This is a genomic window from Nocardia vaccinii NBRC 15922, from assembly GCF_001613305.1.
Taxonomy (GTDB): Bacteria; Actinomycetota; Actinomycetes; order Mycobacteriales; family Mycobacteriaceae; genus Nocardia; species Nocardia vaccinii.
This window is the reverse complement of the sequence record NZ_BDCC01000064.1, coordinates 60,179-72,900: the sequence shown is the minus strand read 5'-3', so window position 1 is coordinate 72,900 and position 12,722 is coordinate 60,179. Positions and strand designations below refer to the sequence as shown.

At 68.4% G+C, this 12,722-nt stretch carries 12 protein-coding genes; 6 read left to right on the top strand and 6 right to left on the bottom strand.

From position 1 onward, the window contains the following. Positions 1-64: 64 nt before the first annotated feature. The 4 genes from manA to NV1_RS33560 form a co-directional block, all read right to left on the bottom strand. Positions 65-1,279: a mannose-6-phosphate isomerase, class I gene (gene manA / locus NV1_RS33575; RefSeq protein ID WP_067900840.1), complete on the bottom strand. Its 1,215-nt coding sequence runs from the start codon at positions 1,277-1,279 to the stop codon at positions 65-67. After that, the gene (locus NV1_RS33570) at positions 1,279-2,457 is read right to left on the bottom strand and encodes a tobH protein (RefSeq protein ID WP_067900837.1); all 1,179 of its coding nucleotides are present in this window, start codon (positions 2,455-2,457) and stop codon (positions 1,279-1,281) included. The genes manA and NV1_RS33570 overlap by 1 nt, the downstream gene beginning before the upstream one ends. A gap of 96 nt (positions 2,458-2,553) precedes the next feature. Next, positions 2,554-3,990 carry a phosphomannomutase/phosphoglucomutase gene (locus NV1_RS33565; protein WP_067900834.1) on the bottom strand — a complete coding sequence of 479 codons (1,437 nt, stop codon included), beginning with the start codon at positions 3,988-3,990 and terminating at the stop codon, positions 2,554-2,556. Positions 3,991-4,046: 56 nt separating this feature from the next. Further along, a complete protein-coding gene (locus NV1_RS33560; RefSeq protein ID WP_067900832.1) occupies positions 4,047-4,442 on the bottom strand; it encodes a DUF3499 domain-containing protein in 396 nt (131 codons plus the stop codon). 129 nt (positions 4,443-4,571) lie between these two features. Between NV1_RS33560 and NV1_RS33555 the strand changes: the two genes are divergently transcribed. Then, a complete protein-coding gene (locus NV1_RS33555) occupies positions 4,572-5,048 on the top strand; it encodes a metallopeptidase family protein (RefSeq protein WP_169813468.1) in 477 nt (158 codons plus the stop codon). 37 nt (positions 5,049-5,085) lie between these two features. On the opposite strand, the gene NV1_RS33550 is transcribed toward NV1_RS33555, so the two are convergent. Next, positions 5,086-5,319 carry a WhiB family transcriptional regulator gene (locus NV1_RS33550; RefSeq protein WP_040827503.1) on the bottom strand — a complete coding sequence of 78 codons (234 nt, stop codon included), beginning with the start codon at positions 5,317-5,319 and terminating at the stop codon, positions 5,086-5,088. Between the two features lie 597 nt (positions 5,320-5,916). Between NV1_RS33550 and cofD the strand changes: the two genes are divergently transcribed. Genes cofD through NV1_RS33535 form a run of 3 tightly spaced genes read left to right on the top strand, consistent with a single transcriptional unit; the run spans position 5,917 to position 8,857 of the window. Next, a complete protein-coding gene (gene cofD, locus NV1_RS33545; protein ID WP_245714065.1) occupies positions 5,917-6,930 on the top strand; it encodes a 2-phospho-L-lactate transferase in 1,014 nt (337 codons plus the stop codon). A 26-nt stretch (positions 6,931-6,956) separates the two neighbouring features. Continuing rightward, entirely contained in the window at positions 6,957-8,309 is a 1,353-nt protein-coding gene (locus tag NV1_RS33540) for a coenzyme F420-0:L-glutamate ligase (RefSeq protein WP_067900933.1), read from the top strand. A 29-nt stretch (positions 8,310-8,338) separates the two neighbouring features. Next, complete coding sequence (locus NV1_RS33535) at positions 8,339-8,857, top strand: NUDIX hydrolase (RefSeq protein WP_067900826.1); 519 nt, start codon at positions 8,339-8,341, stop codon at positions 8,855-8,857. A 69-nt stretch (positions 8,858-8,926) separates the two neighbouring features. Here NV1_RS33535 and NV1_RS33530 read toward each other — a convergent pair whose 3' ends face one another. Continuing rightward, positions 8,927-10,288, bottom strand: a complete 1,362-nt coding sequence (locus NV1_RS33530) for a cation:dicarboxylate symporter family transporter (RefSeq protein WP_067900823.1) — start codon at positions 10,286-10,288, stop codon at positions 8,927-8,929. Positions 10,289-10,394: 106 nt separating this feature from the next. On the opposite strand from NV1_RS33530, the gene NV1_RS33525 reads away from it, so the two are divergent. Continuing rightward, complete coding sequence (locus NV1_RS33525; RefSeq protein WP_373864684.1) at positions 10,395-11,987, top strand: sensor histidine kinase; 1,593 nt, start codon at positions 10,395-10,397, stop codon at positions 11,985-11,987. Continuing rightward, on the top strand, positions 11,984-12,676 hold the full coding sequence (locus NV1_RS33520; protein WP_067900820.1) for a response regulator: 693 nt from the start codon (positions 11,984-11,986) through the stop codon (positions 12,674-12,676). The genes NV1_RS33525 and NV1_RS33520 overlap by 4 nt, the downstream gene beginning before the upstream one ends. The last annotated feature ends 46 nt before the right edge of the window (positions 12,677-12,722 follow it).

Here is a 12,722-nt window from a genome sequence, read left to right as displayed (position 1 = left end):
GCTCGCTGTGCGTCCGATTTGTCCGCAAACCCTACCGGAACGTTCCGACATCCGGCCGAGAGCACTACTCGCCTCCGACGCAGGCGCAGAACAGTTGCGCCGCCCCGTCGACCGCCTGCGCACGGATATCGGTGTCCGCGGCGGAGATCCAGGCCGCCCCGCCCGGGGTGATCACCAGATCGGCGACCCCCTGTGACAACCGCGCCGTCCCGGCCGTACACAGGATGATGCCCGGTCCGGTGCGCGGAATCGGCGCGGGGTCGGCCCCGGCCGCCAGTTCGAAGCGGCGCAGCGCGAATTCCGATGCGGGCGTGCGGTATCGGAACGAATTCTCGTCGACCGGTTCCGGAGTCACGATGGGCAGGGCGAGCGGCTCGAAATCCAGCACCCGCAGCAGTTCGGGCACGTCGACGTGTTTGGGGGTGAGCCCGCCGCGCAGCACGTTGTCGGAGTTGGCCATGATCTCCACGCCCACGCCGTTCAGATAGGCGTGCAGATTCCCGGCGGCCAGGAACAGGCCCTGTCCGGGTTCGAGGGTGATCCGATTGATCAGCAGCGCGGCCAGCACACCCGCATCGCCGGGATACGCCTCGGCGAGTTCGAGAACGGTGCGCACCTCGGGTGTGAATTCGTCGTTGCCGTCGGCCAGATAGTTCACGCAGCCGTCGAGCACCTTGGGCAGCAGCGTGTCCAGCATGGCCTGCGGCAGCGTGATCCAGGTGGTGAATACCGTCCGCAGGCCCGACGAATCCGGTTGTGCGGCAAGCAGTTCGATGTACTGTTTCAGCTCCGGAACGGCCAGTGCGGTCAGCAGCGCGACCGTGCGGTGCGGATCGCGGAACCCGGCCAGCGCCTCGAATCGGTTCAGCGCCACCACCAATTCGGGTTTGTGGCTGTCGTCGCGGTAGTTGCGCATGGGCGAATCCAGCGGCACCCGTTGCAGATTCTCCCGCTCGAATCCGGCGCGGGCCTGATCGGCGCTGGGATGCGCCTGTAGCGACAGCGGCTCCTCGGCCGCGAGTATCTTCAGCAGGAATGGCAGACGTCCGCCGAATTCCGGTGCGACCGAGCCCAATTGGCGTTGCGGATCGGCCGCGACGAGTTCGAGCAGCGATTCGGTGCGCCCGTCGATGTGCACCTGCGCCGGGTCGGCCGGGTGCGTGCCGAACCACAGTTCGGCCTCGGGATGCGCCGAGGGCACCGGACGTCCGCACAGCTCTGCCAGAACGGTGCGCGAGCCCCAGGCATAGGAACGCAACGCACCAACGAGTTCGTGCACTAGAAATGGCCCCCGTCGTAGTGGGCAGAGCGATCGGCCGGTGTCGCGGGGCCGCCGAGCAGACGCAGATAGGCCGCCGCCGTCTCCAGCCGCAGAACGAGCACCGCGAGCTGCTCGAGCTCACTGCCGGGCCGTACGGCCCGCGGGCTCTGCTCGCCGGGTTGTCCGGCGATCAGTTCGGCGTCGACGTTCACCAACTCGGCGTCGATCAGGCCGGATCCGGCCCCGAAGATGGTCAGGCGACGATGTGCGGCGAGCTGGTCGGAGTCGGCGCTCATCACGAACAGGCCGACGCGCTGCACGGGGGCCGGGCCGTCCAGCTGCTCGTCGTGGAACAGCGGATCGAAACCCGGTGCGCCCGCGCCCGCGGCCGCGGAGATCAGATTGTGCGCGGCCGCCACCTGAGCCAGGTCGGCGGCGGCGGCGATCTGCCCGGCGGCGGACAGCAGCACCTCGGAGATGTGCGCGGCCACCTGCGTGGCGGCCGGGGAATCCCCGGACAGCACGACGTTGCGCTGCTGCATCCGCGCGGCCAGCGTCTTCGCCGGATTGTGGAAGACCTCGTTGGTAGGGCCGTCGCGCAGAGCCTCGGCATCGAGTGCGTCGGCCAGCGTGTCCAGATCCGGTGTGAGCGGGCCGATATGCGTCGGATCGATGGCCTGGAGGACGGCAATGCCGATGGCCAGATAACGCAGCAGACGATTGTGATCCAGTACGGGCACTCGCGGCGGCAGCATGGCCGCGCGACCGGCGGCGGCGGTGCGTAACGGGCCCTCGTCTGGGGCGGCCACGACGACCTCGGCCCCACGGTGCAGCGCGCGGTCGATCGCGCCGACCACCCGCGGATCGCCCGCATCGTCTCCGGCGACGAGCACCACGTCCAGCGGGCCCACCCACTGCGGGATCGTCGTGACGGGCACGATCGGCAGCGCGGCGCGATCGCCCAGGCAGGCCGCGAGCAAGCCGGCCGCCCGCGCGGCACGACCCGCGCCGGTGACGATGACGAGGCTGCGCGGACGCATATCGCCCAACCGCGTCAGCACGCCTTCGCCGATGGCCGCCGCGGTGGCGCGCACCTGCGCACCGCCGGACGCGGCCGAACGCAATGTCCCCCCGGAATCGGCGGCCTCCAGTGAGGCGACGTCATCGAGGTCGAGAACTGGTGTCCCTGCGATCATCGGGCGTTGCCACCTCCCCTCATCGAGTCACCAGGCCGGGAGAACCTGTCCGTACGGAGTGAAAAGTCGGGTGCGAATCCACGCCCTGTGATTCCACTATTCCAGTCGGCCGCGCACGATGCTCAGGATCTCGGTTACGAGTGCGTCTACTTCCTCGGTCGAACGGGCCTCGACGTTCAGACGCAGCAGCGGTTCGGTGTTGGAGGCGCGCAGATTGAACCACGCCTCGTCGGGCAGCTGCACGGTCACACCGTCCAGGCGATCCACCGCGACGGCCCGGTCCTGGAATGCCGCGAGTACGGCTCTCGTCCGCTCCTTCGCATCGGCCACGGTCGAATTGATCTCGCCCGACGCCGCATACGTCGCGTAGGAAGACGCCAGCTCCGACATCGGACGGTCGCCGCCGCCGAGGGCGGCCAGCACGTGCAGGGCGGCGAGCATCCCCGAATCGGCGCCCCAGAAATCGCGGAAGTAGTAGTGCGCGGAATGCTCGCCGCCGAAGATCGCTCCGGTGGCTGCCATCTGCTGCTTGATGAACGAGTGACCGACCCGGGTGCGCACCGCGCTACCGCCCAGTTCGGTGACCAGCTTCGGCACCGACTGCGAGGTGATCAGGTTGTGAATGACGGTCGCGCCGGGCTCCTTTGCCAGTTCGCGTTCGGCCACCAGGGCGGTGATCGCCGACGGTGAGACCGGCTCGCCCCGCTCGTCCACCACGAAGCAGCGGTCGGCGTCGCCGTCGAACGCCAGGCCGATATCCGCACCCGATGTGCGGACCAGCTGCTGCAGATCGACCAGATTCTTCGGATCCAGCGGATTGGCCTCGTGATTGGGGAATGTGCCGTCGAGTTCGAAATAGAGCGGATCGACCGTCAGCGCACCGACCGGTCCCAGCACTGCGGGCACGGTGTAGCCGCCCATGCCGTTTCCGGCGTCGACCGCGACCTTCAGCGGGCGGATACCGCCGAGATCGACCAGCCCGCGCAGGAATTCGGCGTAGGCGTCGAGCAGGCTCTCCTCGGTGGCGGTGCCCGGCGCACCGTCGTGCGCCGGGACGCCCTCGACGAGTTCGTCGGCGATCGTCGCCAGTCCGGTGTCCTGCCCGACGGGCAGGGCGTTGGCGCGGCACAGCTTGATGCCGTTGTAGCGGGCGGGATTGTGGCTCGCGGTGAACATCGCGCCGGGGCAGCCCAGATGTCCGGAGGCGAAATACAACTCGTCGGTGGATGCCAGTCCGATCCGCACCACGTCCAGGCCCTGTGCCAGGACTCCCGCGGCGAAGGCGGCGGACAGCGCGGGGGAGGAGTCGCGCATATCGTGGCCGATGACGACCCGGGTCGCCTGCTCCCCGCGCATCAGGCGGGCGAAGGCCGCGCCGACGTCGCGCACGAAATCCTCGTCGATCTGCTCTCCGACCACACCCCGCACGTCATACGCTTTGACAACTGCTTGTATCGATTCGGCAGACCGAGCGACTGGCCCACCCGTCGCCCGACCGCCACCCCTGATCGAATCGCTGCGCGATGCTGACATGGACAACACCCTAATAGGACCCCGCGCCGGAACATATTCCGTCCCGGATCCGCCACTCAGTTGGGCGGGTCGGGTAGCACGCGCAGATGCCCGCGCCGGCCGGTACGCGCCGGACGGGCCGGCCGTTGCGGCGCCGGCTGGTAGTCGGCGGAGTAGCCGCGCTGTTCGGGTTCGCTCGGCGGCCGACGGCGCATCCCTGCCTCGCGCACGGCCTCGGCCAGTGCGGTCAGATCGTCGTCGTCCGGAGTGCTGGAGGAGAAGGCGCCCTCGTGGCGGACCATGTCCCAGCCCTTGGGGGCGGTGATCCGGGAGGCGTGCGTCTCGCACAGGTCCCAGGAATGCGGTTCGGCGACGGTGGCCAGCGGGCCGACGACGGCGGTCGAATCGGAGTAGACGTAGGTGAGCGTCGCGACGGCCGGGTTCTTGCAGCCTGGTCGGCAGCAACGACGCATGGGAATCACGCAAAGGAGAGTAACCCTCCGGGGGCTCTCGCGCCGACAGACACGCGCGAATGCCCCATACCAGTTCGTCGCGTTCACCTCCCCGCCCAGGTGTGCGGCGGGGTGACTAATCTCGTGGTTATGACGCGTTCACGGAAGCGGCGGCCGCCGACCGCAAGGTCGGTGATCCGTCGCGGGCGGGGGATTCGCGGGCCCATGCTGCCGCCGACGGTCCCGGCCTGGCGCACGCGCGGGCAGCAGTTCGACCGATTGGTGCTCGAGGCGTTCGCGCCACTGGACAGCCGCTGGCACGACCGGCTCACCAAATTGGATATCGCGGTGGACGACGTGCCCAAAATTCGTGCGCTGCACCCGGATTCGGTGACCTGGCCGGATGAGGTCGTGGCTGACGGCGCGGTGCCGCTGTCCCGGCTGATTCCCGCGGGGGTCGATTCGCGCGGCGCGGCCACCCGCGCCCGCGTCGTGCTGTTCCGCAAGCCCCTCGAATTGCGCGCCAACGACCCGGACGATCTGGTCGACCTCCTACGGGAGGTCCTGGTCCAGCAGATCGCGACTTATCTGGGCGTCGACCCGGACGTCATCGATCCGGAGGAATGAAATCGTGCGGAGGCGGAGGGCTGACGCCCCCTGCCTCCTAACCGATGCCGCGCTTGAGACGGCGGCGTTCGCGTTCCGACAATCCGCCCCAGATGCCGAAACGCTCGTCGTGGGCGAGTGCGTATTCCAAGCACTCGTCCCGGACCTCGCAGCCCATGCAGATCCGCTTCGCCTCGCGGGTCGAGCCGCCCTTCTCGGGGAAGAACGCCTCCGGATCGGTCTGGGCGCACAGGGCTCGTTCCTGCCACTGCTCCTCGATGGTGTCGAACATCGTATCGAAGTCGGTGACGACGAGACTCAGCTGCGGCGGCTCGGGCTTGCGCTGTGTGCGCGCCCACTGGCCGCCCTGCTGCGGGTGACCGTCCGGCTGTGCCGATGTGTCGGAATCGATTCCGGTCACCATGCTTCCCCCCTCTCGTTCGTCGGTCCAGCGGTCGGTGCAGACGCCTGGAACTGCGCCTGCTGTGGAATCGGTTTGCGATACACCACCCGGAATGCCCGACGGGGCCAGCTCCTCGGCCATCGCTCCGCCTCCTCACTGTGTGTTAGCGCAGAAAGATTTATCCGTCGGACCCGATTTGCCCACCGACGGCCCAACACCGCGACGTTGTCCCGCGGACATCCCCGAGCTCGTCACTCCAGTTCGAACATTCGTTCGAAAAGCGGTCTGCGCCTTGTGCTCTCGCGCATGCCCGGAATGACATGTCTGTGATTAGACACGCCGGACGGCGCGATGGTCAAGCTGCCGACACAATTCCGTTACTATCCGCGACCCGGTTCGAGGCCATTCGGTGACCGTCTAGTAGCAAATGAGCAGCAAATATGCTACTCGACGGAGCGTCGGAGGCAACGCATAGGCTATGCGGATGTGACTGGAGAACAAGCGGACATCGCGCCCGCTGCCGAGCATGCCGGTGCCCGAACCAGTGTTGCCGTTCTGGTCGGCGGAGTCGGCGGCGCGCGGTTCCTGCAAGGCGTGCGCGAACTACTGCCCGATGCCGATATCTCGGCCATCGTGAACGTCGGCGACGATGTCTGGATGCACGGTTTGCGCATCTGCCCGGACCTGGACACCTGCATGTACACCCTCGGTGGCGGCATCGATACCGAACGCGGCTGGGGCCGGGTCGGGGAAACCTGGCACGCGAAGGAGGAGCTGGCGAAATATCACGCCCAGCCCGATTGGTTCGGGCTCGGAGATCGCGATATCGCGACGCATCTGGTGCGCAGTGAAATGTTGCGTGCCGGATACCCGCTCTCCGCGGTCACCGAGGCGTTGTGCAACCGATGGCAACCCGGTGTGAAACTTCTTCCCGCGACCGACGACCGATGCGAAACCCATGTCGTGATCAGTGAACCGGACAACGCTGGCGAACGTCGCGCGATTCATTTTCAGGAGTGGTGGGTACGCTATCGCGCCGACGTGGAGACCCATGGATTCGTCACAATCGGGGCGGATCGAGCCGCTCCGGCCCCAGGTGTGATCGATATCATAGAACGGGCCGATGCCGTTCTGCTGGCCCCGTCGAACCCCGTGGTGAGCATCGGTGCGATCCTCGCGGTCCCCGGAATTCGCGGCGCGCTGCGCACCACGACGGCCAAGGTGGTCGGCCTGTCGCCGGTGATCGACGGAAAGCCGTTGCGCGGCATGGCCGATGAATGCCTCGCGGTGCTGGGCGTGGAGACCACCGCCGAGGCCATCGGCAGGCATTTCGGGGCCCGCTCGGACACCGGCATCCTGGACGGCTGGCTGGTGCACTCCACCGATACCGCGGACGTTCCGGGTGTGGAGGTGCGCAGTGTGCCGCTGCTGATGACCGATCCGGCCGCGACTGCCGAAATGGCCCGCGAGGCACTGGATATCGCGGGGGTGAAGCCGTGATCGAATCCTCGACACAGCGCGCCCCGGTGCCCTCCGACACCGGCGATCACGCCCCCGGCGGCGAGCTGCGCATCATCCCGGTCTCCGGCCTGCCGGAATTCCGCCCGGGCGACGACCTCGCCGAACATATTGCGGCACAGGCGTCTTGGCTCGCCGACGGCGATGTGCTGGTGGTCACCAGCAAGATCGTCGCGAAGGTGGAGGGGCGGATCGTCGCCGCGCCCGCGGATCCCGAGGAGCGCGATGCGGTCCGCCGGGAGCTGGTGCGTTCGGAGGCGGTGCGGGTGCTGGCCCAGAAGGGCCGAACCCTGATCACCGAGAACAAACTCGGCATCGTGCAGGCCGCCTCCGGCGTAGACGGCTCCAATGTCGAACAGGGCGAATTGGTTTTGCTGCCCAGCGATCCCGACGCCAGCGCCGCTGCTCTGCGCAGCGCGCTGGCTCAGCGACTCGGCGTGGACGTGGCGGTGGTCGTCACCGACACGATGGGCCGCGCCTGGCGCAACGGCCAGACCGATGCGGCGATCGGCGCGGCCGGGCTGCGCGTGTTGCACGACTACGCGGGCGCGATCGATGGGCAGGGTAACGAACTGCAGGTCACCCAGGTCGCTGTTGCCGACGAACTGGCCGCCGCCGCGGATCTGGCCAAGGGCAAACTCGGCGGTGTTCCGGTCGCGGTGGTGCGCGGACTCGCCCCGCACGACGACGGCTCACGCGCCGCGGATCTGCTGCGCGGCGGCGAGGACGATCTGTTCTGGCTCGGTACCGCCGAGGCCATCGACAAGGGGCGGCACGAGGCGTTGCTGCTGCGCCGCTCGGTGCGCCGATTCGCCGACACGCCGGTCGATCCGGAGCTGATCCGGACCGCGGTCTCGGTGGCGTTGACCGCGCCCGCGCCGCACCACACCCGCCCGGTGCGGTTCGTCTGGGTGCGCGATCGCGCGTTGCGGGCGCGGCTGCTCGAGGCGATGGCCGATCGCTGGCGCGAGGATCTGACCGGCGACGGTCGCAGTGCCGAGAGTGTGGAGCGGCGGGTGGCGCGCGGACGGATCCTGTTCGACGCACCCGAGGTGATCATTCCGTTCTGTCTGCCCGACGGCGCGCACGACTATCCGGACGAGCGTCGCCGGGCCGCCGAGACCACCATGTTCACCGTGGCCGTCGGCGCGGCGGTGCAGGGACTGCTGGTCGCCCTGGCCACCGAGGGGGTGGGCAGCTGCTGGATCGGCTCGACCATATTCGCCCCGGAGACCACCCGTGAGGTGCTCGGATTGAGTGCGGAGTGGAATCCCCTGGGCGCGATCGCGGTCGGATATCCGGACGAGGAGCTCACCCCGCGCGAGCCCCGGGAGCCGGGTACCGGCCTGGTCGAGTTGTAGCCACGGGATTTCGACGAGGAAAGGTGTCCATGAGCGCGAGCTCTCTGCACGAATCGGCGACCGAACTGCTCGAAATCTGGTCTCCGGCAACGGGTCCGGAGCAATCCCTGCGCCAGGCCATGCTCGCGTTCCTGGGCTCGGCTCCGCGCGGGTGCCTGCGCGAGCACGCCGCCGGACACATCACCGCCTCGGCGATGGTGTTCTCCCACGACGACCGTGCGGTGCTGTTGACCCTCCATCCGCGCGTCGGCCGCTGGATCCAGCTCGGCGGCCACTGCGAGGAATCCGACGACACCGTGCAGGCCGCCGCCCTGCGCGAGGCCGTCGAGGAATCGGGGATCCCCGACCTGACGATCGAACCGGGTCTGTACGGCGCTCAGGCCCACCCCATCACCTGCTCGCTCGGCCGCCCCACCCGTCACCTGGACCTGGTGTTCAGGATTCGAGCGCCGAAGGACGCAGTCCCGGTTCGCAGTTCGGAATCCACCGATCTGCGCTGGTGGCCCGTGGACGCCCTGCCCGACGATTCCGATCTGCTGTTGCGCTGACCATCTGTGTCGTCGACGCACCACGCTCGTTGAGCGGGTGCGTCGACGACACGATTTCCAGGCCCGGCGTCAGGCGGATACCAGGTCCTGCTTCTCGGAGGGGACCGTCGTGGACGACTCGGCCGGCTGTTCATCGGCCGGCGCCGATTCGTCGAAGGGCAACTCACGATTCAGCACCGAGCGCGCGCGGTCCGGATCGATGGTGCGGGTCCAGGTGGCGACCAAGACCGTGGCGACGGCGTTGCCGGAGAAGTTGGTGATCGCGCGGGCCTCGGACATGAACCTGTCGATGCCCACGATCAACCCGATGCCGCCGAGCAGGTCGGGACGATGGCTCTGCAGGCCGCCCGCGAGCGTGGCCAGTCCCGCGCCGGTCACTCCGGCCGCGCCCTTGGAGGCGACGACCATGAAGGCCAGCAGTCCGATCTGCGCGCCCATCGACATCGGCTTACCCGTCGCGTCGGCGATGAACAGGGACGACATGGTCAGGTAGATCGCGGTGCCGTCCAGGTTGAACGAATATCCGGTCGGCACGACGATGCCCACAGTGGACCGTTCCACACCCAGATGTTCCATCTTGGCGATCAGCCGCGGCAGCGCCGACTCCGAGGAGGAGGTGGAGAAGATCAGCAGATATTCGCGCGCCAGGTACCGGACCAGCCGGAAGATCGACACCCCGGCGGTGAGCCGCATCGTCGTGCCCAGCACGCCGAAGACGAAGATCAGACAGGTCAGATAGAACGCGAACATCAGTGCCGCAAGCTGTTTCACCGCGCCGAGTCCGGTGTCGGCCACCACGTTGGCGATCGCGCCGAACGCGCCGATCGGGGCGAGCCACAGAATCATGGACAGAATCCTGAACACCAGCTTCTGCACGAGCGACACACCGCGCAGGATCGGTTCACCCGAGCCGCCCATCGCCTGGATCGCGAAGCCCACCAGCAGCGCGATGAACAACGTCTGCAGCACGCTGCCCGCGGTCAAGGAGGACAGTAACGAGGTCGGGATGATGCCTTCCAGGAAATGCCAGGTACCGCCCGCGCCTTCGGCCTGCTTGGCGTAGGCCGCGGCCGCGGCGGCGTGCTGGTGGATGTTCAACCCACTGCCCGGATGCAGCAGATTGCCGACCCCCAGCCCGATCGCGAGCGCCACGGTCGAGGTGACCAGGAAGTAGGCGATGGCCATCCCGCCGATTCGGCCGACTCGCGCGGCCGCGCGCACCGAGCCGATACCCAGCACGATCGTGCAGAAGATGACCGGCGAGATCATCATCTTGATCAGATCGACGAATATGGTGCCCAGATTCCCCACCGATTTCCCGAATCCCGGTGCGAGCCATCCGGTCAGGACGCCGGCCACCACCGCCGCGATGACGGCGAGGTAGAGCCAGTGGGTGCGGTCGCGACGGTGCGACCCGGTCGAGTTGGTCATGGCGATCGTTGCCTCCGGTCCGGCGTGAGCTGGGCCACGCGTTCGTACAGCCGATCCTGGCGGCTACCGTGACGTCGGTCACCATTGCGTACATTTCGTTCACGGAGTGCGGTTCACGGGAGGTGTCGTGCGGGCGAGCGGCTGGGCCGGATTCCGGCGCGGCCGGGGAACGACCCTGGCCGGTCAGGTCTTCGTCGTGCAACTGGTCGTGCTGGTCGTGGTGATCACGGTCGGTTCCGCGCTGGCCGTCTGGCAGGTACGCCGCGAACAGGACGACGCGACGCGACAGCGAGTGATCGGCGTCGCCGTATCGATCGCGCAGTCTCCCGCGACGGTGGCGGCGGTGCGTACCCCGGACCCGACGCGGGAGCTACAGCCGGTAACCGAACGCATCAGGCGGCGCACCGGGGTCGATTTCATCGTCGTGATGGCTCCCGACCGCACCCGGTACACCCACACCGATCCCGCGAGGATCGGAAAGCCCTTCAGCGGCAACATCACTCGCGCGCTGAACGGTGAGACGTTCACCGAGACCTATACCGGATCGCTGGGTCCGTCCATCCGCTCGGTGACTCCTGTCCAGGATGACGGCGGTCGCGTCGTCGCGCTGGTCTCGGCGGGCGTGACCCGGTCCCGCATCGGTGATCAGGTCGCCGCGCAACTGCCGTTGATCCTGGGCGCGGCGGCGGCCGGACTGCTGCTCGCCGTGATCGGGGCGCTGCTGCTGCGCCGGCGCCTGCTGCGGCAGACCCACGGCCTGGGCCCCGGCGAGTTGCGTACCCTCTACGAACATCATGACGCGGTCCTGCATTCGATCCACGAGGGCCTGGTGGTGTTCGACCGGGACTCCGAGCGGGCCGCGGTGGTGAACGACCAGGCCCGGCGGCTGCTCGAACTCCCGGACGGGCCGGTGCGCCGCACCGATCTGCCGGTGTCGCTGCGCAGGCTCGACGCGAGCGTGGTGCGCGACGAGATGCATGTGACCGCCGGGCGGGTGCTGGTGGTGAATCAAGACCTGGTCACCTGGTCGGGCCGCAGCCTCGGCACTGTGCTCACGATCCGCGATCACACCGAATTGCGGGACATCATGGGCGAGCTGGATTCGGCCCGCGGATTGGCCGCCGCGCTGCGCGCCCAGGCGCACGAGGCCGCCAACCGGCTGCACGCGGTGATCACCCTGGTGGAGCTGGGACATTTCGGGGAGGCCGTGGAATTCGCGACCGCGGAGCTGCGCCTGTCCCAGGCCCTCATCGACCGCCTGACCGAGGCGGTGCGCGAACCCGCGCTGGCGGCGCTGTTGCTCGGCAAGGTGGATCAGGCGATGGAGCGCGGTGTAGAGCTCACCGTCGCGCAGGACACCGCGCTCGACTCCACCGCGCCCCTGAGCGCGCACGACATGATCACCCTGGTCGGCAACCTCATCGACAACGCGCTGGACGCTGTCGCCCGGGACGCCGACGCCTGGGTGGAGGTCACCGTGCGCGAACAGGACTCGGAACTGTTCGTGCGAGTCGCCGACAGCGGTCCCGGCATGTCGCGGGAGGCGTTCGCGCACGCCGTGGAACGCGGTTATTCGACCAAATCCGATCATCACGGGCTCGGGCTCGCTCTGGTGTCGCGGCTGGTGGCGCGTCACGGCGGCGTGCTGAGCGCGGAGCGGACTCCCGAATCTGCTGTCGTGGTGAGGATTCCGCGATGATCCGGGTGCTGATCGTGGAGGACGATGCGCGCATCGCCCAGGCACACCACTCCTATGTGCGCCGGGTGCCCGGTTTCGCGCCGGTCGGTATCGCCCACACCGGCCGGGACGCGATTCGCGGGGCGACCCGGGCCGTGGCCGAGGGCGAGCCGATCGATCTGGTGTTGCTGGATATCGGGCTGCCCGATATCGGCGGCCTCGAGGTGACCGCGGCACTGGCCCGGCTGAGTCCGCGCCCGGACGTCATCGCCATCACCTCGGCCCGGGATCTGGCGATGGTGCGCGCCGCCGTCTCCCACGGCGTGGCGCTGTATCTCCTCAAACCCTTTCCGTTCGCGGCTTTCCGGGACAAGCTCGAGCGCTATCTGGAATTCCGGGCGGCGCTGTCCGCCGAGGAGTCGGCACTGACCCAGCACGACATCGATCGTGCGCTGGGCGCGCTGCGCACCCCGGACCCGAAGGCATCCGTGCCGAAAGGTATGTCCCCGCCGACGCTCGAGCAGATATCGCGGGCGATCCGCGCGGCGCCCCAGGGCCTTTCCGCCACTGCCGCCGGGCGCGAGGTCGGCGTCTCGCGGGTGACGGCCTGGCGTTATCTCGAGCAATTGGCCGAAGCGGGCGCGGTCGAGCGGCGGACCGACTACGGCCGCGCGGGACGCCCGCAGGTACGGTACGTCTGGCGACGATGAGGTGCGGGACGGCGCATTCCGGGTTCACCTCGTTCGGCTCGCGGTC

What these genes read in the sequence shown, in the direction of transcription:
- NV1_RS33570 (WP_067900837.1), bottom strand. Translation starts at nt 2,457, where the DNA reads ATGATCGCAGGGACACCAGTTCTCGACCTCGATGACGTCGCCTCACTG.
- NV1_RS33565 (WP_067900834.1), bottom strand. Translation starts at nt 3,990, where the DNA reads ATGTCAGCATCGCGCAGCGATTCGATCAGGGGTGGCGGTCGGGCGACG.
- NV1_RS33560 (WP_067900832.1), bottom strand. Translation starts at nt 4,442, where the DNA reads ATGCGTCGTTGCTGCCGACCAGGCTGCAAGAACCCGGCCGTCGCGACG.
- NV1_RS33555 (WP_169813468.1), top strand. Translation starts at nt 4,572, where the DNA reads ATGACGCGTTCACGGAAGCGGCGGCCGCCGACCGCAAGGTCGGTGATC.
- NV1_RS33550 (WP_040827503.1), bottom strand. Translation starts at nt 5,319, where the DNA reads ATGTTCGACACCATCGAGGAGCAGTGGCAGGAACGAGCCCTGTGCGCC.
- NV1_RS33535 (WP_067900826.1), top strand. Translation starts at nt 8,339, where the DNA reads ATGAGCGCGAGCTCTCTGCACGAATCGGCGACCGAACTGCTCGAAATC.
- NV1_RS33530 (WP_067900823.1), bottom strand. Translation starts at nt 10,288, where the DNA reads ATGACCAACTCGACCGGGTCGCACCGTCGCGACCGCACCCACTGGCTC.
- NV1_RS33520 (WP_067900820.1), top strand. Translation starts at nt 11,984, where the DNA reads ATGATCCGGGTGCTGATCGTGGAGGACGATGCGCGCATCGCCCAGGCA.